Below are 21,468 nucleotides of genomic sequence, written 5' to 3'. Positions count from 1 at the left end.
CCGAACAGCGTCCGGTTGCCACCGCCCTGGTCGATCCGGTGTGCGGATCGGCGCGCCCGCCCTACGGCAGCAGCCAGGAGCGCCCCGGGGCGGTGCCCGCGGTGGTGCCCCCGGAGCCCTGCAGGCGGCCCACGGCGGAGGCGGGCAGGGCCTGGTCCCAGACCTGGACGTCGGAGATCGCGCCGTCCCAGAAGTCCGTCCACTGGGACTTGTAGCGGACCCGGCCGAGCTGCAGGCCGCCGGTGGTCTGCCAGATGCCGGTGACCGGGGTGGACTGCTGGAGCTGTCCGTTGACGTACAGCAGGATCTTCTTCGCGGACGCGTCGTAGACGCCGGTGAGCAGCGTCCACCGGCCGGTGGTGGCGGGGGCGGTGCTGAAGGCCTGGTAGGTGGTGTTGTCCTGGGCCCCGGCGGCGGTCTGGACCTTGAAGACCCACTGGTTGTGGGTGCCCCAGTAGTCGCGGCCGAGGTAGAAGGAGTAGTAGCTGTCGCCGCCCTGGGTGACGACGGCCCGGCCGCCGGTGGGGGCGTTGTTGCGGACCACCGCGGAGACGGTGAAGGAGCGGGAGGTGTCGACCACCGGGGTCTGGCTGTCGGCCCAGCCGACGCCGTTGCCGTAGAGCACCATGGTGGGCCCGTCGTGGCCCTCGGTCCGGCCGATGGTGGCGCCGCCGCCCAGCAGCAGGCCGGGCAGCGTGGCGGGCGTCCCGGAGGGCTGCTTGTCGCGGCCGGGGGTGGCGGTGGCCTTCCCGGTCGGGCTGCCGGTGGGCTTGCCGCTGCCGGACGCGGAGGGGGCCGCGGAGGGGCCGGTGGAAGGGCCGGCGGAGGGGTCGATGGTGGGCGCGGCTCCGGGCGTGTCGTCGGCGGTGGGGGCGGGGCCGTCGGGCTGCGCGGTGCCGACGGGCGCGGCCGCGGGGGTGGTGGAGGGGCGGGTGAGCACCAGGGCTCCGGCGACCAGTCCGGCGACCACCGCGACGGCGAGTGCGCCGCCGGCGGCCCGCAGCGTCCGGCGGCGGCGCTCCTCGCGCTCGCGGGCCTCGGCGAGCGCGGCCCAGTCGGGCGTGGTGCTCACCGGCGGCAGGTGGGCGGGCCCGCCGGGCCCCGGTGTTCCCCCGTCTGCAGTCATGCGGCCGATGCTAGGACATCGTCCGCGGGCCGGGTACGGCCGGTTCCGCCCCGGCACGGCCGGACCCCGGGGCCGCGGCGGGCGCCCGGGGTCCGGTCGGTGAGGGGGTGTCAGGCGTCGACCGGCTCCGCCTCGGCGGCCGGGGTGGCCTTGACCGACTCCAGCAGCAGCTGGGCGACGTCGACGACCTTGAGGTGCTCCTTGGCCGCGCCCTCGTTCTTCTTCCCGTTGACCGAGTCGGAGAGCATGACGAGGCAGAACGGGCAGGCGGTGGAGACGATGTCGGGGTTGAGGGAGAGCGCCTCGTCGACCCGCTCGGTGTTGATCCGCTTGCCGATCCGCTCCTCCATCCACATCCGGGCGCCGCCGGCGCCGCAGCAGAAGCCGCGCTCCTTGTGGCGGTGCATCTCCTCGTTGCGCAGGCCGGGCACCTTGCCGATGATCTCGCGCGGCGGGGTGTAGACCTTGTTGTGGCGGCCGAGGTAGCAGGGGTCGTGGTAGGTGATCAGGCCCTCGACCGGGTTGACCGGCAGCAGCCTGCCCTCGTCGATGAGGTGCTGGAGCAGCTGGGTGTGGTGGATGACCTCGAAGTGGCCGCCGAGCTGCGGGTACTCGTTGGCGATGGTGTTGAAGCAGTGCGGGCAGGTGGCGACGATCCGCTTGGTGGGCGCGTCCTCCAGGGCGGCGTTCAGGGTCTCGACGTTCTGTGCGCCGAGCATCTGGAACAGGAACTCGTTGCCCAGGCGGCGCGGGGAGTCACCGGTGCAGGTCTCCTCCTTGCCGAGGATGGCGAACTTCACGCCCGCGGTGTGCAGGAGTTCGGCGAAGGCCTTGGTGGTCTTCTTGGCCCGGTCCTCCAGGGCGCCGGCGCAGCCGACCCAGTAGAGGTACTCGACCTCGGCGGGGTCGATGTCCTCGCCGATCACCGGCACCTCGATGCCGGTCTCCTTCTTGAGCTCCTTGACCCAGTCGAGGCGGGCCTTGGTGGCCAGGCCCCACGGGTTGCCCTTGTTCTCCAGGTTCTTGAGCATCGTCCCGGCCTCGGTCGGGAAGCTGCTCTCGATCATGACCTGGTAGCGGCGCATGTCGACGATGTGGTCGATGTGCTCGATGTCGACGGGGCACTGCTCGACGCAGGCGCCGCAGGTGGTGCAGGACCACAGCACGTCGGGGTCGATGACGCCGTTCTCCTCGGCGGTGCCGATCAGCGGGCGCTCGGCCTCGGCCAGGGCGGCGGCGGGGACGCCGGCGAGCTGCTCGGCGGTGGCCCGCTCCTCGCCCTCCATCGACTTGCCGCCGCCGGCCAGCAGGTAGGGGGCCTTGGCGAAGGCGTGCTCGCGCAGGCTCATGATCAGCAGCTTGGGCGACAGCGGCTTGCCGGTGTTCCAGGCGGGGCACTGCGACTGGCAGCGGCCGCACTCGGTGCAGGTGGAGAAGTCGAGGATGCCCTTCCAGGAGAAGTGCTCGACCTGGGAGACGCCGAACACGGCGTCGTCCGCCGGGTCCTCGAAGTCGATCGGGGCGCCGTTGCTGGTCATCGGGCGCAGTGCGCCGAGCGCGGTGGCGCCGTCGTCCTCGCGCTTGAAGTAGATGTTGAAGAAGGCCAGGAAGCGGTGCCAGGCGACGCCCATCGAGGGGTTGACGCCGATGGTGATCGCCCAGGCGAAGGAGATGCAGATCTTCAGCATCGCGAACAGGTAGACCAGGTTGGCCAGGGTGCCGTGCGCGGTGCCGTGGAAGGCGGCGGCGATCGGGTACGAGACCAGGTAGGCCGGGTCGTAGGAGTCGACGCCCTCCAGGGCGCCCTCCAGGCCGCGGAGCATCAGGATGCACAGGCCGATGCCGAGGATCGTGTACTCGACGTAGAAGGCCTGCCAGGCGATCGAGCCGGCGAACCGGGACTTGCGGCCGGCCCGGGAGGGCAGGCTGAGCAGGCGGATCACGATCAGGGTGAGGATGCCCAGGGTGGTGAGGGTGCCGATCAGCTCGACGAAGACGTTCCAGGGCAGCCAGTGGCCGATGACCGGGAGGACGAACTCGGCGTCGAAGAGCTGGCCGAAGGCGTTCACCAGGGTCAGCACCAGGGAGAAGAAGCCGACCGCGACGAACCAGTGGGCGACGCCGACGACGCCCCAGCGGTTCATCCGGGTGTGGCCGAGGAACTCCTTGACCACGGTGGCGGCCCGTTGCGCGGGCTGCCCGAACCGGGTGGCGTCGGCCGAGCCGGTGCGCACCACCTTGTAGATGTACAGCGCCGCCCGGGCGGCGAGCGCGGTGCCGATCACGAAGGTGACCAGCGAGATGACGATCGCTGCTAGCTGCATCGCTCTCCGTCTCCAGCGGCTCCGGCCCGGTCTCCGTCTTCCCGGGCTCCCCTAGTCTCCCCGGATTGTACTGGTCAGTAACTTCAAGGGTCGACGCGCCGGACATTACCGCGCATTAACACCCAGCCAGAAGATGTTCAAGGTATGGCGGCAGTCACTAAGCCAGGACTCACCCGCCCGGAGCAGCCGCGACGGCTCCGGCGACATAAGCGCTCAGTAAAGTTGAGCGACACCGACTCAAAGCCGTTGACGCGGCCCGATCGGTCGTGCATCCTTGAGTCCGTACTGCTCAACTTCTCCCCGGAGGTATTCACGATGGCACGCGCGGTCGGCATCGACCTCGGTACGACGAACTCCGTCGTCAGCGTTCTTGAGGGCGGTGAGCCCACGGTCATCACCAACGCCGAGGGCGCTCGGACCACGCCGTCCGTCGTCGCCTTCGCCAAGAACGGCGAGGTGCTCGTCGGCGAGGTGGCCAAGCGGCAGGCGGTCACCAACGTCGACCGCACCATCCGCTCGGTCAAGCGCCACATGGGCACCGACTGGAAGATCGGCATCGACGGCAAGGACTTCACGCCGCAGCAGATCTCCGCCTTCGTCCTGCAGAAGCTCAAGCGGGACGCCGAGGCCTACCTGGGCGAGACGGTCACCGACGCCGTCATCACCGTCCCGGCCTACTTCAACGACTCCGAGCGCCAGGCCACCAAGGAGGCCGGCGAGATCGCGGGCCTGAACGTCCTGCGCATCGTCAACGAGCCGACCGCGGCCGCCCTGGCCTACGGCCTGGACAAGGACGACCAGACCATCCTGGTCTTCGACCTCGGCGGCGGCACCTTCGACGTGTCGCTGCTGGAGATCGGCGACGGCGTGGTCGAGGTCAAGGCCACCAACGGCGACAACCACCTCGGTGGCGACGACTGGGACCAGCGGGTCGTCGACCACCTGGTGAAGGTCTTCCAGGCCGGCCACGGCGTCGACCTGTCCAAGGACAAGATGGCCGTCCAGCGCCTGCGCGAGGCCGCCGAGAAGGCCAAGATCGAGCTGTCCTCCTCCTCGGAGACCTCGATCAACCTGCCCTACATCACGGCCTCCGCCGAGGGCCCGCTGCACCTGGACGAGAAGCTCACCCGCTCCCAGTTCCAGCAGCTCACCGCCGACCTGCTGGACCGCTGCAAGGTCCCGTTCCACAACGTGATCAAGGACGCCGGCATCCAGCTGTCCGAGATCGACCACGTGGTCCTGGTCGGCGGCTCGACCCGCATGCCCGCCGTCGCCGAGCTCGTCAAGGAGCTGACCGGCGGCAAGGACGCCAACAAGGGCGTCAACCCGGACGAGGTCGTCGCGATCGGCGCCTCGCTGCAGGCCGGCGTGCTCAAGGGCGAGGTCAAGGACGTCCTGCTGCTCGACGTCACCCCGCTGTCCCTCGGCATCGAGACCAAGGGCGGCATCATGACCAAGCTGATCGAGCGCAACACCACGATCCCGACCAAGCGCTCGGAGATCTTCACCACCGCCGAGGACAACCAGCCCTCCGTGCAGATCCAGGTCTACCAGGGCGAGCGCGAGATCGCGGCGTACAACAAGAAGCTCGGCATGTTCGAGCTGACCGGCCTGCCGCCGGCCCCCCGCGGCCTGCCGCAGATCGAGGTCACCTTCGACATCGACGCCAACGGCATCATGCACGTGGCCGCGAAGGACCTCGGCACCGGCAAGGAGCAGAAGATGACCGTCACCGGCGGCTCCTCGCTGCCGAAGGACGAGGTCAACCGCATGCGCGAGGAGGCCGAGCGCTACGCGGAGGAGGACACCAAGCGCCGCGAGGCCGTCGAGACCCGCAACCAGGGCGAGCAGCTCGTCTACTCGACCGAGAAGTTCATCGCGGACAACTCGGACAAGCTCCCGGCCGACGTCAAGACCGAGGTCGAGTCCGCCATCGGCGAGCTCAAGGAAGCCCTCAAGGGCGAGGACGTCGCGGCCATCCGCACCGCCACCGAGAAGGTCTCCACCACCGCCCAGAAGCTCGGCGCGGCGCTGTACGCGCAGGCCGACGGTGCGGGCGCGGCGGCCGGTGCGGCCGGCGCGGCCGGTGACGCGGGCGCCAAGGACGACGACGTGGTCGACGCCGAGATCGTCGACGACGAGAAGCCCAAGGGCGGTGCGGCATGACGGAGAAGCCGCAGGGCGAGCAGCCCGGCGACGACTCCGCCGCCGAGGAGGCCGTGCTCAAGGCAGCCGAGGAGGCCGTCGCGGGTGCGGGTGCCGACGAACTGGCCGCCGCCAAGCGCGAGGCCAGCGAGCGCACCGCCGACCTGCAGCGGCTCCAGGCCGAGTACCAGAACTACCGCAAGCGGGTCGAGCGCGACCGCTCCACCGTTCGCGAGATCGCCGTCTCCAACATCCTGGAGTCGCTGATCCCGGTGCTGGACGACATCGGCCGCGCCCGCGAGCACGGCGAGGTGACGGGCGGCTTCAAGTCGGTCGCCGAGTCGCTGGAGACGGTCGTCGCCAAGCTCGGGCTGCAGCAGTTCGGCAAGGAGGGCGAGCCCTTCGACCCGACGATCCACGAGGCGCTGATGCACAGCTACTCGTCGGACGTGACGGAGGACACCTGCGTGCAGATCCTCCAGCCCGGGTACCGGATCGGCGAGCGGATCATTCGCCCGGCGATGGTCGCGGTCGCGGAGCCCCAGCCGGGCACGCAGACCACCGGCGAGCCGGACGGCGACAAGGCTGACGGTTCGTCCGACAGCTGAGTAGAGTCCCCGTGCGCTGCGGAGTCGTACGTCGTCCAGTACGGCGGCCGGCTCCGCAGCGCCGTATCACGGCACTGCACCGCGGTGCCGCAACCAGGCGCTGCGCAGCAGCGACAGACGCAACGGGAGGTGGCGGTCAAAGGCCATGAGCGCTAAGGACTACGTGGAGAAGGACTACTACAAGGTCCTCGGCGTGCCCAAGGACGCCACCGCTGCAGAGATCAAGAAGACCTACCGCAAGCTGGCCCGCGAGTTCCACCCGGACGCGAACAAGGGCGACGCCAAGGCCGAGGAGCGCTTCAAGGACATCTCCGAGGCGTACGACGTGCTCTCGGACGAGAAGCGCCGCAAGGAGTACGACGAGGCCCGCTCGCTGTTCGCGGGCGGCGGCTTCCGGCCCGGCGGGGCGGGTGCGGCCGGGGGCTTCGACTTCGGCGACCTGTTCAACGGCGGGGGCGGCGCCGGCGGCGGGATCGGCGACGTGTTCGGCGGCCTGTTCAACCGCGGCGGCCGGCAGGCCGCCCAGCCGCGCCGCGGGGCGGACGTCGAGACCGAGGTCACGCTGAACTTCGAGGAGGCCGTGGACGGCGCGACCGTGCCGCTGCGGATGACCTCCCAGGCCGCCTGCCGCGCCTGCGCCGGGACGGGCGCCAAGACCGGCACCACCCCGCGGGTCTGTCCGACCTGCGTCGGCGCCGGAACCGTCAGCCGCGGCCAGGGCGCCTTCGCGCTCTCCGAGCCCTGCCGGGACTGCAAGGGCCGCGGCATGATCGTCGACGACCCGTGCACCGTCTGCCACGGCAGCGGCCGGGCCTCCTCGGCCCGCACCATGCAGGTCCGCATCCCCGCCGGGGTGCAGGACGGCCAGCGCATCCGGCTCAAGGGCAAGGGCGCCCAGGGCGAGCGCGGCGGCCAGCCCGGCGACCTGTACGTCACCGTGCACGTGGACGCGCACCCGGTGTTCGGGCGCAAGGGTGACAACCTGACGGTGACGGTGCCGGTGAGCTTCCCCGAAGCCGCGCTCGGCGGCACCATCGAGGTGCCGACCCTGAACGGTCCGGCCGTGAAGCTCAAGCTGCCGCCCGGCAGCGCCAACGGCCTGACCATGCGGGCCCGCGGCAAGGGCGCCACCCGCAAGGACGGCACCCGCGGTGACCTGCTGGTCACCGTGGAGGTCACGGTGCCCAAGCACGTCACCGGCGACGCGCTGACCGCACTGGAGCAGTACCGCGAGGCCACCGCCTCGGACGACCCGCGAGCCGCCCTGTTCAAGGCGGCGGAGGGAGCGTGAGATCCCGATGAGTCCCCACCCCGACAGTAGCCACGGCGGCGACGGCCCCGGCGTCACCGGCCGGATCGGTCCCGGCCCCGGCCTCGGCGAGGGCCTGCCCGGCGGCGGCCGCCCGCGCGCCGCCGCCCCGCCGTACGTCCTCACCGAGGACACCCCGGTCTACGTCATCTCCGTCGCCGCCGAGCTCTCCGGCCTGCACCCGCAGACCCTCCGCCAGTACGACCGCCTCGGCCTGGTCAGCCCCGACCGCACCGCCGGGCGCGGCCGCCGCTACTCGGCCCGGGACATCCAGCAGCTGCGCGAGGTCCAGCGGCTCTCCCAGGACGAGGGCATCAACCTGGCCGGCATCAAGCGGATCATCGAGCTGGAGAACCAGGTCGCCGCCCTGCAGTCCCGCGTCAGCGAACTGGTCGACGCCCTGGAGGGCGCCGCCGCGACCCTGCAGCAGCGCGAGGCCGCCGTCCACGCCTCCTACCGCCGCGACCTGGTGCCCTACCAGCAGGTCCAGCAGTCCAGCGCGCTGGTGGTGTGGCGGCCCAAGCGCTGAGCACAGCCGGAACCCGACGCCGAGCCGTCGACACCCCTGTCCATCGGGGGGTGTCGGCGGCGGCGTCGTCCTGCCAGAGTTCTTTCCGGAAGTGCCGTCAGCCCGTCCGCAGTCCGGTAATCCGAGGGGGCCGGGAAGCCTTCGCTCTATGATGCGGGCCGGAGGGCACGCGCCGGATCCGTCAAAGGCCCCAGCTCAGGCAAGGAGTCATGGACATGAGCACTGAGCGGAGGAATCCCGCCGCAGCCCCCGCACTTTCCCCGGAGGCCAAGGTCCTCTACAACCAGGCCGTGCGAAGCGGGGGGAAGCTGGCCGGAGTCCACGTCCTCCCCGCGGAGCAAGAGGAGGCCGCGCTCCACGAGTTGCTGGAACTCGGGCTCCTACAGCCCGAGGTGGGACCAGTGGGGACGTACGCAGTCAAGGCCCCCCAGCAACTGGCCGAGACGCTGACGCTGGGCTTCCAACTGGAAGCCACCCGGATCCTCCACCGGTCCATCGCGATGAGCCATGCGCTGCAAGAACTCCAGAAAGAATACCAAACCCACATCGCACACCCCGAGGCCGGGGGGGCCATCGAATACGTCCAGGGGCGGGGAAACATCAATGAGACCCTGGCGGCAATCATGGCCGGAGCCTCGAACGAAATGCTCACGGCACAGCCCGGCGGCGGACGGGGCGAGGAAGCCCTGAAAATAGCGATCGCCCGCGATATGGAATTCGTGGAGCGCGGCGGGACGATCAGGACGATCTACCAGCCGAGCGCTCGCTATTCGAACCCGACGATCAGCTACGTCCAGGCGGTCACCCAGGAAGGGTGCCAGGTGAGAACGTTGGACGAGGCATTCGCCAAGCTGATCGTGATCGACCGTAAGGTCGCCGTGATAACCGTCGGCGACGAGCACAACCGCGACCGCGCGGCCTTCGTGCGGGACGACGCCGTCATCGACTACATCGTGGGCGTCTTCCACAGTCAATGGGAAAGGGCCATCCCCTTCACCGGAGGGCACGAAATACCGCCACAGGTGGTGTCCAGCATGCGCAAGCAAATCGTCCGCATGATGCTGGAAGGCATCGCACACCGCACGATCGCCCGGCGGATCGGGCTCAGCGAACGCACCCTCGCCCGACACATCGCCGAAATGCGCGAGGAGTACGGGGTGGAGACGCTCTTCCAGCTCGGCTGGAAGATCGCCCACGCCGAGGGGCCGACAGCGGACTGAACTCGACGGCCCCTCGGCGGCAGGCCTACCAGTGGCTGTCCATGTCCATGAGAGCCACCGGCGCCACGGCAGTCTCGGAGGTCCTCCAGTAGGAGTCCGCACTCGCCGGGCTGACTCCGAGAAACACAGTGATGCCCAGCAGAACAGCCGAGACCAGGATACGACGGACCTTCAGCACAACATCACTCCTTTCGGGACAAATCCATCACGACCACCGTCCGCCCGAACGATGGCCGCACCAATTTCCGACATATGATTCCTCATCGACCGTCCCTACGTCACCCCACCCCTCAACTGCGGGTCACCCGGTCACTGAAATGTGCATGTCGGCGGCGGCGGGCGAGGTCCCCGGCCGAGGTGTCATCTATCCGCCAGGCAGCCAGATGCCACCGTGCGCCAGTGGACTCACTGACACCCGGCGATGGACGATCAGCTAGTTGTAACTGCAGTAGCAGAATCAGCGCGTCCACCACGGCCGACGGACCCGAAGTGCGGCAATCTTCGGGCACCCACCCCACCGTTCCGGCAAGCAGGGACGTGCAGGTGCGACGGCCGAAACACCACACCCGGAGTCGACATGAGTGAGCAGCACCTACAACACCGCACCGAGGGGCGTCGCGCACGGGTCTTCCTGGCCGCGCCGCTGATGCGGCTGACCGGGCCGGCGGACAGTGTGGTGACGCTGGCGAGCCGGACCCGGCTGACCACGCTGCGCGGCACGCTGCTGGACAGCGGGGCGGCGGTGTACAGCGCTCACCACAGCGATGCGTGGACGGTCGCGGGGCGGGCGCCGGAGCAGCGGGTGCCGTCGGACTTCCGGGCGATGCAGAGCGCGGACCTGGTGTTCGCGTACGTGGGCGCGCCGCTGTCGGCCGGGGTCAGCCTGGAGCTCGGCTGGGCCTCGGCGCTGCGCAAGCCGATCGTGCTGCTGGTGGACGAGGCGATCACGCACAACCCGCTGATCGCGACCATCGAGCAGGTCTCGCCGGTGCTGCCGCTGGTGTTCGACGACACCTGGTCGCAGGAGGCGCTGCACCACACCGTGGAGACCGCGCTGGACTGGGCCGGGATGGCGCTGTCGCTGCGCGGCGGCTTCTGGACCGCGCCCGGCGAGCAGTTCCCGCGCCAGCGCCGCGAGCCCACCGGCACCGGCCCGTACGGCTTCTGGTCCCCGGAGATCGCGACCGGCTGACGTCCGGTCAGCTCTGCGGTTCCCCGGCTCCGCGCATCTGCCAGCCCAGTTGGAACAGGGTCTCCGCGTCGTGGAGTTCGCGCAGGCGGGAGATGTGCGCGGCGACGGTGCGTTCGCCGAGGCCCAGCCGGGAGGCGATGGTCTTCTGGGTCAGGCCCTGGGCGAGCAGTCGGCCCACCTGCTCGTGGACCGGCACCACGCTCTCGCCCTCGTGCTCGGCGGAGCCCCACTGGATCCGCTCGGCCCGCTCCCAGTCCCGCTCGAAGGCGGCGACCAGGAACGAGACCACGGCCGGGTCCTCGATGAAGGCGGCACTCGAATTGTCGGCCGAGGCCGGGACGACGGCGACCCGGCGGTCGAAGATCAACATCCTGCTGAACGGTTCGCTCAAGGTGCGGAACCGGCCTCCCCAGCCGGTGACCCTCTCCGCCCAGCGGACGGTCGGCTCGTCCAGCAGCGCGGTCGGCTCGTAGACGGTGCGGATGCTCCCGCCCCGCTCCAGGAAGCGGCGGGTGCGGTCCAGCGCCTGCTCCAGCAGGTCGGCCGGTCCGGCGCCCCCCGGGTGCAGGGACAGCTCCTCCTCGTACGCCTCGCTCGCCAACTGCAGGACGCGGTGCCGGATCTGCTCGGTCCGGTCGACGTGCTGCACCACGCTGGAGCGGTCGGCCCGGCGCGGGGTCGCGTCGTAGGCGTGGGTGAGGTCCTCCAGCAGCGTCGGCATCTCCTCGGCGCGCAGCAGCATCCGGGTGCCCTCGGCGCGCAGCTCGGCGCTGATCCGGTCGCTGACCGCGCGCGGGTTGACCGCCGTCAGCACCTGCTCGGCCGCGTCGTGCACCAGCAGCCCGAGCTCCATCAGCCGCAGCACCCCGGTCGGGTCCTGCTCGACCGCCTCGCGGAACGACACCCGGCCGCCCTGGTCCAGGATCTGCTGGTACAGCCGCCGCTCCGACTCGCTCGGCAGGACGGCTCCGTTCGGCTCGCTCACAGGTCCCACTCCTTCTCGGCCGACCGTCCCGGGTCCTGCCCCGGCGGCGCGGCGGGTCGTCCGGACACCCCGCGCAGCTGCCAGCCGAGCTGGAACAGGGTCTCCGCATCGTAGAACTCCCGCAGCCGGGCGATGTGACCGGCCACCGTCCGCTCCGAGAGCCCCAGGCGGGAGGCGATCGCCCGCTGGGTCAGACCCGCGGCGAGCAGGTCGGTGAGCTCCAGCGGGACGCCGGTCCCGCGCGGGCGGCCCGCCAGGGCGTGCCAGTCGACGACGGCGCGGGCCCAGTCGCGTTCGAACAGGCCGACCAGGGTGACGAGCACCGCCGGGTCCTCGACGAACACGGCGGCGCGGCTGTCCGTGGAGTCGATCACGACCGCCACCTTGCGGTCGGAGATCACCATCCGCTGGAAGGGCTCGTCCAAGACGCGGAAGCGCTCGCCCGCGGCGGAGAGGGACGCCACGTAGTCCACGGTCGGCGGGTCGGTGGCGGCGCCGGGCTGGTAGAGGGTGCGCAGTTCGATGCCGCGGGCCAGGACCTCCAGCGAGCGTCCCAGGGACTGGCCCGTCTGTTCGACCGGTCTGGCTCCGCCAGGCTGGGCCGCCAGCGTCTCCTCGTGCATCTCCGACTCGATCTGCATGATCCGGTGCCGGAACTGCTGCGCGCCCACCAACCGCTCCACCACCTGCCCACCGCCCTGCCAGGACTCGGTGCGGCGCGGGGCGGCGTCGTACGCCTGGGCCAGGTCGTCCAACTCGGCGGCGGTCCGTGCGGCCTGCGCCAGCTTCTCGGACGCCGCGCTGCGCAGGTCGGCGCTGAGCCGTCCGGTGACCGAGCGCGGATTGACCGCGGTGATGGAGGAGTCGTGGTCGACGTGCACCAGCAGGCCGGTGCGGATCAAGCCGAGGGTGGCCTCGGCGTCCTGCTGCACGGCCTCGCGGAACGTCACCCGGCCGCCCTGGGCCAGGACTTCGCGGTAGAGGGCGGGTTCGGAGGCGGTGGGCAGGTCGGTGGTCACCGGGCTCCTTCCCGCATCAGCCAGCCGAGCTGGAAGAGGGTTTCGGCGCCGTGGTGCTCGCGCAGCCGGGCGAGGTGCGCGGCGACGGTGCGCTCGGAGAGGTTCAGGCGGGAGGCGATCGCCTTCTGGGTCAGGCCCGCGGCGAGCAGGTCGGTGAGTTCGGGCGGGACGCCGGTCCCGCGGGGGCGGCCCGCCAGGGCGTGCCAGTCGACGATGGCGGCGCGGGCCCAGTCGCGTTCGAACAGGGTGACCAGGGAGGCGACCACGGTCGGGTCCTCGATGAAGGCGGCGCTGGTGTTGTCGGCGGCGGCCGGGATGATCGCGGTGCGGCGGTCGAAGATCAGCAGGCGGGTGAACGGCTCGTCCAGCACGCGGACGCGTTCGCCGAGGTCGGTGACGTCGGCCGCGTAGGCGGTGGTGGGCGGGTCGGCGAGGGCGCCCGGCTGGTAGAGGGTGCGCAGGGCGATGCCCGCGGCGAGGTGGTTGCGGGTGAGCTCCAGCGACTGCTGCAGGAACTGGTGCGGACGGGCGCCACCGGGCTGGGCGGCGAGGATCTCCTCGCGGGCCTCCGACTCGGCCTGGAGGATGCCGTGCCGGATCTGCTCCATGTCCTGGACGTGGCGCACCAGGCTGGAGCGGTCGACCCGGCCGAACGCCGACTCGTACGCCTGGCTGAGCGGTTCGAGGGCGGCGGGCGTCTCCTCGGCGCGCAGCAGCAGCCCCGCACCCTCCGCGCGCATCCGGGCACCGAGTCGGCCGACGGCGGTCCGCGGGCTGACGGCGGTCAGCGACTCGTCGACGGCGTGGTGCACCAGCAGGCCGAAGTCGAGCAGGCGGCGGGTGGCTTCCGGCGCCTGTGCCATGGCCTCGTGCCACATCATTCGGCCGCCGCGCGACACGATCTCGCGGTAGAGGGCGCGGTCGGAGGCGTCGGGGAGGTCGGTGGTCACCGGGCCCCCTCCCGCATCAGCCAGCCGAGCTGGAAGAGCGTCTCGGCGCCGTGGTGCTCGCGCAGCCGGGCGAGGTGGGCGGCCACCGTGCGCTCGGAGAGGGACAGGCGGGAGGCGATCGCCTTCTGGGTCAGACCGGCGGCGAGCAGGCCGGTCAGCTCCGGGGGGACGCCGCTCTCGCGCGGGCGGCCCGCCAGGGCGTGCCAGTCGACGATGGTGGCGCGGGCCCAGTCGCGCTCGAAGCGTTCGACGAGCAGGGCGACCAGCACCGGGTCCTCGACGAAGGCGGCGCTGGCGTCGTCGGCGGCGGCCGGGACGACCGCGGTGCGGCGGTCGAAGATCAGCATCCGACGGAACGGCTCGTCCAGCACGCGGAAGCGCTGACCCCGGTCGGAGAGTTCGGCTGCGTAGGCGGCGGTGGGGCGGTCGGCAGCGGCGCCCGGCTGGTAGAGGGTGCGCAGTTCCATGCCGCTCGCGAGGGAGGCCTCGTTGTGCTGCCGGGTCTTCGTCATCCGGGCGACCGGGCGGGCCCCGCCGGGCTGGGCGGCGAGGATCTCCTCGTGCGCGTCGGCCTCGATCTGCAGCACGCGGTGCCGGATCTCCTCCCACCGGTCGACGTGCCGTACCACGGTGGTGCGGCTCGATCGCGGCGTCGCCGCCTCGAACGCCTGGGACAGGTCGTCGAGTTGGGCAGCGGCCCGGTCCGCTTCGGCGAGGCGGCGGCTGGCGTCGGCTCGCAGGTCTGCGCTGAGCCGGGCGCCGACGGTGCGCGGGTTGACGGCCGTCAGCGATTCGTCGTTCTCGAAGTGGACCAGCAGACCGAGTTCGATCAGGCGCAGGGTGGCGTCCGGGGCCTGCTGCACGGCCTCGCGAAACATCACCCGACCGCCCTGGGCCAGGACCTCGCGGTACAGGGCGCGCTCGGCGTCGTTCAGCAGGTGCGCGGTCACCGGGCGCCCTCCCGCATCAGCCAGCCGAGTTGGAACAGCGTCTTCGCGTCGTAGCGCTCGCGCAGCCGGGCGATGTGTTCGGCGACGGTGCGCTCGGACAGGCCCAGGCGGGAGGCGATCGCCTTCTGGGTCAGGCCCGCGACGAGCAGGCGGCCGACCTGTTCGAGGGCCGGGGGGACGCTGCCGCCCGCGAGGTCGTGCCAGGGGACGCGTTCGGCGCGCTCCCAGTCGCGGAGGAAGAGCCGCACCAGGTGGTCGACCACGGCCGGGTCCTCGACGAAGGCGGCGGCGCGGTTGTCGGCGGACGCGGAGATGATCGCCACCCGGCGGTCGAAGATCAGCATCCGGGTGAAGTCCTCGTCCAGGGAGCGCAGCCGCATGCCCCAGCCGGTGGCCCGCACCGCGTAGTCGATCACCGCCGGGTCGGACTTGCTGACGGGCTGGTAGAGGATGTCCATCCGGGCGCCGTCCGCCAGCGCCTTCTCGGTGCGGGCGCTCTTCTCCAGGTACACCACCGGCCGTCGGCCGGGTTGGGCGGCCAGCACCTCCTCGCGGCAGTCCGCCTCGATCTGCAGCAGGCGGTGCCGGATCCGGTCCACGTCCAGCACGTGGGTGATCTGCCGCCCGTGGTCCTCGCGCCGGGCGGCGCTGTCGTACGCGTCGGTGAGGACGTCGAGTTCGGTGGGGACGTGCTCGGCCGCCTCGAACAGCCGGGTGCCGGCCTGGCGCAGTTGCCGGCTCAGCCGCATGCTGACGGTGCGCGGGTTGACGGCGGTGAGCTGCTCGCTCTCGTCGTGGTGGACCAGCAGTCCGAGCGCGAGCAACCGGGCGGTGGCGGCGGCGTCCTGCTCGGTCGCCTCCCGGACCGACACCCGGCCGCCCGCCCGCAGCACGGACAGGTACAGCTCCTTCTCCGCCGGGCCCGGCGGCTGCTCGGCGACCGGCTCAGCCATGTCGGCCACCGTCCCGCATCAGCCAGCCGAGCTGGAACAGCGTCTCGGCGTCGTAGCGCTCGCGCAGCCGGGCGATGTGCCCGGCCACGGTGCGCTCGGACAGGCCCAGGCGGGAGGCGACGGCCCGCTGGGTCAGCCCTTCGGCCAGCAACTCGCCTACCCTGCGCAGGGGTTGGGGCATTTCGCGGCCCACCTCGTCGTGCCACGGGACGCGGACGGCACGCTCCCAGTCGCGGAGAAAGAGCCGCACCAGGTGCTCGACCACCGCGCGGTCCCCGATGAACGCGGCGCCGCTGCGGTTGTCGTCGACGGTGGCGATCACCGCGACTCGCCGGTCGAAGATCAGCATCCGGGCGAAGGGCTCGTCCAGGACCCGCAGCCGCATGCCCCAGTCAGTGGCCGTCGCTGCGTAAGCCGCTGTGTGCGGGGTCCGGCGGGAGACCGGCTGGTACAGGACGTCGGTCACCGCGCCGCGGGCCAGTGCCTGGCGGATCCGGCTGTCGTCGTCCAGGTACTCGGGCGGGCGGACGCCGGGCTGGGCGGCCAGGCACTCCTCCCAGCGGTCCGACTCGATCACCAGCAGCCGCTGTTGGATGGCCTCCACCCCGTACACATGGGTGATCCGCTCGGCCGGTTCGGCGCGCCGCTGGGCGGCGTCGTAGGACTCGGACAGGTCTTCGAGGTCGGCGCCCGCGGTCTCGGCCCGGGCCAGCAGGTCGCCCGCGTCCGCCCGCAGCGCGGCGGACAGCTTGGCGATGGCCGCCCGCGGATTCACGGCCACCGCCCAGCCGTTGGAGGTGTACGGGACCAGCAGGCCGAGCTCCAGCAGCCGGGCGGTGGCGGCCGCGTCCTGCTCCATCAGCTCCCGCAGCGAGACCCGACCGGCCCGCAGCACGGACAGGTACAGCTCCTTCTCGGCCGGGCCGGGCGGCACCGCGTACGAGGGCCCGGAGTCCGGTGGGGGCGCGGGGCGGGGCGGGGCGGGGGTGCCCGGGGGGAGGTCAGGCATCGTGCTCGCCCCTCCGCATCAGCCAGCCGAGTTGGAACAGCGTGTCGGCGCCGTAGCGGTCGCGCAGCCGGGAGATGTGGCCGGCGACGGTGCGTTCGGACAGGCCCAGGCGGGTGGCGATGGCCTTCTGGGTGAGGCCCTGGGCGAGCAGGCGGGCGATCTGGTCGGCGGCGGCCTGGGCGGGAGCGCTGTCGAGCAGGCTGTTCCAGCAGACGCGTTCGGCCCGGTCCCAGTCGCGGTCGAAGTTGGCGACGATCATCGCCACGGTGGCGGGGTCGGAGATCACCGCGGCCCGGCTGAGGTCGGCGGCGACGGGCACCACGGCGGTGGTGCGGTCGAAGACCAGGACGCGCTGGAAGGGCTCGTCGAGCAGCCGGACCTCGCCGCCGGCCCGGGTGACGGTGGCGGCGTAGCGGATCACGGCGGGTACGGTGAGCGCGACGGGCTGGTAGAGGGTTCGGATCCGGCAGCCGCGGCGCAGCACCGGGAGTTCCTGGCTCAGCGACAGTTCCAGGGTGGCGGGTGCCGGTTGACCCGGTTGCGCGGTGAGCGCCTCCTCCCGGCAGGTGGAGCCGAGCTGGGCGATCCGCTGGCGGATGTGCTCGCGTCCGGCGACCTGGACATCGGCGGTGGTGGGTTCGACGGCCCGGGGCACGCTGTCGTAGGCGGCGATCAGCGGGTCGAGGTCGGCGGTGAGGCGTTCGGCCCGGTTGAGCAGGCGGGCGGCCTCGGAGTTCATCTCGGTGCTGAGCGTCTCGGCGACGAAGCGGGGGTTGACGGCCAGGTAGGAGCCGTCCATGCCGTCGTGCACCAGCAGGCCGGTGCGCAGGAGTTCGGCGAAGGTCTGCGACAGCCCGGGGGCGGGCGCGAGGGCGGCGACGGCGTCGGCCGCGATCCGGCCGCCCGCTTCGAGCACGTCCAGGTAGAGGCGCCGGGCCCCCTCGTCGATCGGCCCGCGCTCCACGGCGGCGGGGACGGCGGTGGCGGCAGCGGCGGGGACGGCGGTGGCGGCGGGAACGGTGGCGGCGGGCGCCGGGGCGGGAACGGTCGTGGGGGTCGGGTCAGCCACGGCCGTCGCCGCCTCTCATCAGCCAGCCGAGTTGGAACAGGGTGCCGGCGCCGTAGAGGTCGCGCAGCCGGGAGATGTGGCCCGCGACGGTGCGTTCGGACAGGCCCAGGCGGGTGGCGACGGCGCGCTGGGTGAGGCCCTGGGCGAGCAGGCGGCCGACCCGGTGGGTGATGCTGCGGGTGAGGGCGCGGGGGTCGAGGTGCTGCCAGTGGACCTGTTCGGCGCGGGCCCAGTCGCGCTCGAACCCGGCCACCAGGTAGGCGATGGCGGCGGGGTCCTCGACGAACGCGGCGCGGCTGTGGTCCTCGGCGGCGGGGATGACGGCGACCCGCCGGTCGATGACGATCAGGCGGAGGAACGGCTCGTCCAGGACCCGGAGTTGGGCGCCGTGCTCGCTCATCGCGGTGGCGTGCCGGACCGCGCTGTCCTCGGTGAGGGCGACGGGCTGGTAGAGGGCGCGCAGGGTGGCGCCGCGGCCGAGCATCCGCTGGTCCTGGGTGTGGGCGAGTTCGAGGACGGCGGGCGGGCGCAGGCCGGGCTGGGCGCTGAGCAGTTCGAGGCGGCAGTCGGAGACGAGGCGGGCGATCCGCAGCCGGATGTCCTCCTGCCCGTCGACGTAGACGGCCTGCCTGGTCCGGTCGGCGGGCCGGGGGACGGCGTCGTAGGCGCGGGCGAGCGGGTCGAGCGCGGCGGGCAGCCGGTCGGCGTCGAGCAGCAGGCGGGTGGCGCGGGCGCGCAGGTCGGCGCCGAGGCGGTCGGCGACGGCGCGCGGGCTGACCGCGACGTAGCAGTGGTCGATCCGGTTGAGCAGGACCAGTCCGACGGCCACCAGCTGGTCCAGCATGGCCTGTTGGCGTTCGGGGGTGAGGCCGGTGCCGGGCTGGGGCGGGGCGTCGAGCGGGATCCGGCCGCCCGCGGCGAGGACGGCCAGGTAGAGCCGGGCGGCGTCCTCCTCGGGCAGGCCGCCGTCCGGGTCGAACGGCGCGGCGCCCGCACGGGACGGTGCGACGCCCGCACGGGACGGCGCGGCGTCCGCCAGGAACGGTGCGGCGCCCGCCAGGGACGGCACGAGTTCCGGCGGGGACGGCACGAGGCCCGGAGGGGCCGGTGCGGTGTCCTGGTGCGCGGACCCGCCGTCCTGGTGGGACGGGGCGGTGTCCGGGTGGGACGGTACGGTGTCCGGTTCGGACTCCGGGTGGTCCGCTGCCACGTCGAGCGCTCCCTGCCGTGTTCCTCCGTTTGCGGATGATGATCTCAGCAGCGCCGTCGGGATCGACGGCGGGAGTCGTCACCGCGGCTACGGGCGCGTCCCCCGGGGCGGGTGCCGTCGGCACCCGGACCCCGGAGGACCCGCTCGTGTTACGCCAGCGTCATGGCGCTTCGGCGAGGCGGAGCAGCAACGCCTCACCGATCCGGTCACGGCAGCCACCACCACACGTGGCGTACCGGCCGGTGCTCTTCCCCCCGTTGCGCAGATACGAACGCACCTGTCGCCCCCACGCGAAGAGCAAGTCGCCGACTCGGGCTGCGGCTGCCCCGGACGACTTGGCGTGACTACACCCTCACAGCGGGGCGAACTCCGAACAAGTGCTCTCCGGCTGCAGGTTCCCGCAAGTGCAGGAACCTGCAGCAAACTCCTCGGTGCGGTGTCCGGAATAGCGCATTTCTCGGTATTGCCCCCCCTGTTCCGAACAGTTATTCGAAAGGGGGCCGGGGCGCCCGGACCGGTGGCGTCGCGGCGGCCCGGAATGTCACTGCCCAGGACCGGAATTCAGCAATCCTTCGCCGGATCCACAGATTCGGAACCGCTCCCGCCGAATGCCGCCGCCCGGCCATCCGCCCCGGCGGGCCCCGCGGAAGCGCAGGTCACAGCAGGCGACCCGCCCGCAGGCCGGCCGCGGTGCGCGCCAGGGCCACCGCCCAGACCGCGAACAGCAGCAGGTAGAGCGCGACGGCGAGCGCGGTGAATCCGGCGAATCCGGTGCGGGCGGCGAGTCCGGCCGCGCCGGTGACGAGCGTTCCGACCGGGAAGGTGGCGGCCCACCAGGTCATCGCGAACGGCATTTCGGCCCGCAGCGCCCGCAGGTTGGCGGCCAGCGCCACCGCCAACCACAGCAGGGCGAATCCCATGACCGCGATGCCGTACACCTCGGCCAGTCCGCGGGCGACCGCCACCGCGCCCTCCCCGGCACCGGGGAGGGCGAGCGGGACGGCGTCGGCGAACTTCTGGACGGCGGTGGTGGACTGGCCGAGCGGGCCGAGCACCAGGAACAGCGACGGGGTGAGCACCAGGGCGGGCAGCTTGCTGTGCAGCAGCCCGCCGAGCACCACCGGCAGCAGCGCCAGGGTGGCCAGCAGGCTGGCGCCGAGCATCGCCGCGCAGCCGTACAGCACCGCCTGCCGGGCCGCCCCCTCCGGCAGGTGCGGGACGAGCGCGGGGCCGCACGCGGCGGCCACCATCGGGGCGACCACCGGCAGCAGCCAGGTCGGGTTGGCCTCCAGCGCGGACAGCCGGTGCCGGGTGATCATCAGGTAGGGCAGCCCGGCGGCCACCACCAGCGCGTACCCGGTGCCGACCGTCCACAGCAGCGCGTCCAGCGCGAGGGCGCCGCGGGTGCCGAGCAGCGGGGTGCCGACGGTCAGCGCGCCGTGGCCGACGGCCAGCAGGGCCATCGGCGGGCAGCCGTAGAAGACGGCGGCGGACGGGTCCTCCAGCAGGGTGCGCCGGGCCCGCTCGCGGTGCCGGGTCAGGTGGACGGCGCGACCGGCCAGCAGGGCGGCCAGCATCAGCAGCGAGAGCGTCCAGACCGCCTCGGCGAAGGCCGTCCGGCCGGGCAGGTCCACCGGCAGGGCGGCGGCGGCGTTGCCGGTGATCGCGGTGCCCATCACGGTGGCGTACCAGTTGGGGCCGAGCCGGGACAGGTCGAGGCCGCGCAGGGTGGCGCGCGGGGCGAGGAGGGTTGCCATGGCCCCACCCTGCGCCGGTGCGGGGGGCGCGGGTAGCGGGACGTCCGCTATGAGGACATAGCCTGGGCCTATGGCCCTCTCCCCGCACGTCCCGGAACTCGGCGCCCTGGAGCTGCTGCTCGCGGTGGCGCGGCTGGGCAGCGTCGGCCGGGCCGCCGCCGAGCTGGGCGTCAGCCAGCCCGCCGCCAGCGCCCGGATCAAGGGCATGGAGCGGCAGATCGGGGTGCCGCTGCTGGAGCGCTCGCCGCGCGGCTCCCGGCCCACCGAGGCGGGTCGGCTGGTGGTCGAGTGGGCCCGGCAGGTGGTGGAGGCCGCGCAGGCCCTGGACGCCGGGATCGACGCGCTGCGCGGCCGCCGGGACGCCCGGCTGCGGGTGGTGGCCAGCCTGACCGTCGCCGAGTACCTGATGCCGGGGTGGCTGCTGGCCCTGAACGAGGCCAGCCCGGGCACCGCCGTCACCCTGCGCACCGCCAACTCGCACGACGTCGCCGCCCAGGTGCTGGCGGGCGAGGCGGACCTGGGCTTCGTCGAGGGCACCTCCACCCCGCCCGGCCTGTCCGGCGCGGTGGTGGCCGCCGACCGGCTGGTGGTGGTGGTCTCCCCCGAGCACCGCTGGGCCCGCCGCCGCGCCCCGGTCACCGGCGCCGAGCTGGCCGCCACCCCGCTGGTGCTGCGCGAGGTCGGCTCCGGCACCCGGGAGGTGCTGGAGGAGGCGCTCGCCCCGTACGGCGGCCCGGCCGCGCCGCGGCTGGAGCTGGCCTCCTCGACGGCGCTGAAGGCGGCCGCGATGACCGGCGCGGGCCCGGTCTGCCTGAGCGAGCTGGCGGTGACGGAGGAGCTGGCCACCCGCCGCCTGGTGGCGGTGCCGCTGGACGGGCTGGAGCTGCAGCGCCCGCTGCGCGCGGTCTGGCCCGCGGGCCAGCGCCCGGCGGGACCGGCCCGCGAGCTGCTGGGGCTGACCCGGTCGCCCTCGGGGGGCGCCCGGAAGGACGGGGGCGCCCGGAAGAACTGAGCGGGCGACCTTCGCTAAACTTGAGCGGAATAGACTCAACTTACGGCATGCTGTAGTCAGCAGACCCGCACCAGTCCCGAGCCGAAAGGGGTATGCCCGCA

18 protein-coding genes are annotated in these 21,468 nt (G+C 72.5%); 7 read left to right on the top strand and 11 right to left on the bottom strand.

The window, feature by feature from the left end; all coding sequences use genetic code 11:
• Positions 1–61: 61 nt before the first annotated feature.
• Both QSK52_RS05315 and QSK52_RS05310 read right to left on the bottom strand, forming a co-directional pair.
• Positions 62–1,126 carry a LamG domain-containing protein gene (locus QSK52_RS05315; RefSeq protein WP_285734063.1) on the bottom strand — a complete coding sequence of 355 codons (1,065 nt, stop codon included), beginning with the start codon at positions 1,124–1,126 and terminating at the stop codon, positions 62–64.
• Positions 1,127–1,236: 110 nt separating this feature from the next.
• Positions 1,237–3,450, bottom strand: a complete 2,214-nt coding sequence (locus QSK52_RS05310) for a (Fe-S)-binding protein (protein ID WP_285734061.1) — start codon at positions 3,448–3,450, stop codon at positions 1,237–1,239.
• A 315-nt stretch (positions 3,451–3,765) separates the two neighbouring features.
• Here QSK52_RS05310 and dnaK point away from each other — a divergent pair, with 315 nt between their 5' ends.
• The 6 genes from dnaK to QSK52_RS05280 all read left to right on the top strand — a co-directional run bounded on the left by dnaK (position 3,766) and on the right by QSK52_RS05280 (position 10,453).
• Positions 3,766–5,616, top strand: coding sequence for a molecular chaperone DnaK (gene dnaK, locus QSK52_RS05305; protein ID WP_285734059.1), 1,851 nt, complete (start codon positions 3,766–3,768; stop codon positions 5,614–5,616).
• Positions 5,613–6,203, top strand: a complete 591-nt coding sequence (gene grpE, locus QSK52_RS05300; protein WP_285734057.1) for a nucleotide exchange factor GrpE — start codon at positions 5,613–5,615, stop codon at positions 6,201–6,203. Before dnaK ends, grpE begins: the two co-directional genes overlap by 4 nt.
• 145 nt (positions 6,204–6,348) lie before the next feature.
• The gene (gene dnaJ / locus QSK52_RS05295) at positions 6,349–7,494 is read left to right on the top strand and encodes a molecular chaperone DnaJ (protein WP_285734055.1); all 1,146 of its coding nucleotides are present in this window, start codon (positions 6,349–6,351) and stop codon (positions 7,492–7,494) included.
• A 7-nt stretch (positions 7,495–7,501) separates the two neighbouring features.
• Positions 7,502–8,041 (top strand): heat shock protein transcriptional repressor HspR, encoded by a 540-nt coding sequence (locus QSK52_RS05290; RefSeq protein ID WP_285734052.1) that lies wholly within the window; start codon positions 7,502–7,504, stop codon positions 8,039–8,041.
• Positions 8,042–8,256: 215 nt separating this feature from the next.
• A complete protein-coding gene (locus QSK52_RS05285; RefSeq protein ID WP_285734051.1) occupies positions 8,257–9,261 on the top strand; it encodes a hypothetical protein in 1,005 nt (334 codons plus the stop codon).
• 577 nt (positions 9,262–9,838) lie between these two features.
• Positions 9,839–10,453, top strand: a complete 615-nt coding sequence (locus QSK52_RS05280; protein WP_285734049.1) for a hypothetical protein — start codon at positions 9,839–9,841, stop codon at positions 10,451–10,453.
• Between the two features lie 7 nt (positions 10,454–10,460).
• Here QSK52_RS05280 and QSK52_RS05275 read toward each other — a convergent pair whose 3' ends face one another.
• The 9 genes from QSK52_RS05275 to QSK52_RS05235 all read right to left on the bottom strand — a co-directional run bounded on the left by QSK52_RS05275 (position 10,461) and on the right by QSK52_RS05235 (position 20,355).
• Complete coding sequence (locus tag QSK52_RS05275; RefSeq protein ID WP_285734047.1) at positions 10,461–11,438, bottom strand: LuxR C-terminal-related transcriptional regulator; 978 nt, start codon at positions 11,436–11,438, stop codon at positions 10,461–10,463.
• Positions 11,435–12,457: a LuxR family transcriptional regulator gene (locus QSK52_RS05270; protein WP_285734045.1), complete on the bottom strand. Its 1,023-nt coding sequence runs from the start codon at positions 12,455–12,457 to the stop codon at positions 11,435–11,437. The genes QSK52_RS05275 and QSK52_RS05270 overlap by 4 nt, the downstream gene beginning before the upstream one ends.
• On the bottom strand, positions 12,454–13,407 hold the full coding sequence (locus QSK52_RS05265; protein WP_285734042.1) for a LuxR C-terminal-related transcriptional regulator: 954 nt from the start codon (positions 13,405–13,407) through the stop codon (positions 12,454–12,456). The genes QSK52_RS05270 and QSK52_RS05265 overlap by 4 nt, the downstream gene beginning before the upstream one ends.
• On the bottom strand, positions 13,404–14,357 hold the full coding sequence (locus QSK52_RS05260; protein ID WP_285734040.1) for a LuxR C-terminal-related transcriptional regulator: 954 nt from the start codon (positions 14,355–14,357) through the stop codon (positions 13,404–13,406). The genes QSK52_RS05265 and QSK52_RS05260 overlap by 4 nt, the downstream gene beginning before the upstream one ends.
• Positions 14,354–15,310: a LuxR C-terminal-related transcriptional regulator gene (locus QSK52_RS05255; RefSeq protein WP_285734038.1), complete on the bottom strand. Its 957-nt coding sequence runs from the start codon at positions 15,308–15,310 to the stop codon at positions 14,354–14,356. Before QSK52_RS05255 ends, QSK52_RS05260 begins: the two co-directional genes overlap by 4 nt.
• Positions 15,303–16,319 (bottom strand): LuxR C-terminal-related transcriptional regulator, encoded by a 1,017-nt coding sequence (locus QSK52_RS05250; protein ID WP_285734036.1) that lies wholly within the window; start codon positions 16,317–16,319, stop codon positions 15,303–15,305. The genes QSK52_RS05255 and QSK52_RS05250 overlap by 8 nt, the downstream gene beginning before the upstream one ends.
• Positions 16,312–17,388, bottom strand: a complete 1,077-nt coding sequence (locus QSK52_RS05245; RefSeq protein WP_285734034.1) for a helix-turn-helix transcriptional regulator — start codon at positions 17,386–17,388, stop codon at positions 16,312–16,314. Before QSK52_RS05245 ends, QSK52_RS05250 begins: the two co-directional genes overlap by 8 nt.
• The gene (locus tag QSK52_RS05240; protein WP_285734032.1) at positions 17,381–18,598 is read right to left on the bottom strand and encodes a LuxR family transcriptional regulator; all 1,218 of its coding nucleotides are present in this window, start codon (positions 18,596–18,598) and stop codon (positions 17,381–17,383) included. The genes QSK52_RS05245 and QSK52_RS05240 overlap by 8 nt, the downstream gene beginning before the upstream one ends.
• Positions 18,599–19,254: 656 nt before the next feature.
• Positions 19,255–20,355: a C4-dicarboxylate ABC transporter gene (locus QSK52_RS05235; RefSeq protein ID WP_285734030.1), complete on the bottom strand. Its 1,101-nt coding sequence runs from the start codon at positions 20,353–20,355 to the stop codon at positions 19,255–19,257.
• Positions 20,356–20,425: 70 nt separating this feature from the next.
• Between QSK52_RS05235 and QSK52_RS05230 the strand changes: the two genes are divergently transcribed.
• A complete protein-coding gene (locus QSK52_RS05230; RefSeq protein ID WP_285734027.1) occupies positions 20,426–21,367 on the top strand; it encodes a LysR family transcriptional regulator in 942 nt (313 codons plus the stop codon).
• The last annotated feature ends 101 nt before the right edge of the window (positions 21,368–21,468 follow it).

Origin of the sequence: Kitasatospora phosalacinea (assembly GCF_030268885.1) — a bacterium.
GTDB classification, from domain to species: Bacteria; Actinomycetota; Actinomycetes; order Streptomycetales; family Streptomycetaceae; genus Kitasatospora; species Kitasatospora phosalacinea_C.
This window is presented reverse-complemented; position numbering and strand designations above follow the sequence as displayed.

What these genes read in the sequence shown, in the direction of transcription:
- QSK52_RS05285 (WP_285734051.1), top strand. Translation starts at nt 8,257, where the DNA reads ATGAGCACTGAGCGGAGGAATCCCGCCGCAGCCCCCGCACTTTCCCCG.
- QSK52_RS05315 (WP_285734063.1), bottom strand. Translation starts at nt 1,126, where the DNA reads ATGACTGCAGACGGGGGAACACCGGGGCCCGGCGGGCCCGCCCACCTG.
- grpE (WP_285734057.1), top strand. Translation starts at nt 5,613, where the DNA reads ATGACGGAGAAGCCGCAGGGCGAGCAGCCCGGCGACGACTCCGCCGCC.
- QSK52_RS05290 (WP_285734052.1), top strand. Translation starts at nt 7,502, where the DNA reads ATGAGTCCCCACCCCGACAGTAGCCACGGCGGCGACGGCCCCGGCGTC.
- QSK52_RS05230 (WP_285734027.1), top strand. Translation starts at nt 20,426, where the DNA reads ATGGCCCTCTCCCCGCACGTCCCGGAACTCGGCGCCCTGGAGCTGCTG.
- QSK52_RS05310 (WP_285734061.1), bottom strand. Translation starts at nt 3,450, where the DNA reads ATGCAGCTAGCAGCGATCGTCATCTCGCTGGTCACCTTCGTGATCGGC.
- dnaK (WP_285734059.1), top strand. Translation starts at nt 3,766, where the DNA reads ATGGCACGCGCGGTCGGCATCGACCTCGGTACGACGAACTCCGTCGTC.
- dnaJ (WP_285734055.1), top strand. Translation starts at nt 6,349, where the DNA reads ATGAGCGCTAAGGACTACGTGGAGAAGGACTACTACAAGGTCCTCGGC.
- QSK52_RS05280 (WP_285734049.1), top strand. Translation starts at nt 9,839, where the DNA reads ATGAGTGAGCAGCACCTACAACACCGCACCGAGGGGCGTCGCGCACGG.
- QSK52_RS05235 (WP_285734030.1), bottom strand. Translation starts at nt 20,355, where the DNA reads ATGGCAACCCTCCTCGCCCCGCGCGCCACCCTGCGCGGCCTCGACCTG.
- QSK52_RS05250 (WP_285734036.1), bottom strand. Translation starts at nt 16,319, where the DNA reads ATGCCTGACCTCCCCCCGGGCACCCCCGCCCCGCCCCGCCCCGCGCCC.
- QSK52_RS05255 (WP_285734038.1), bottom strand. Translation starts at nt 15,310, where the DNA reads ATGGCTGAGCCGGTCGCCGAGCAGCCGCCGGGCCCGGCGGAGAAGGAG.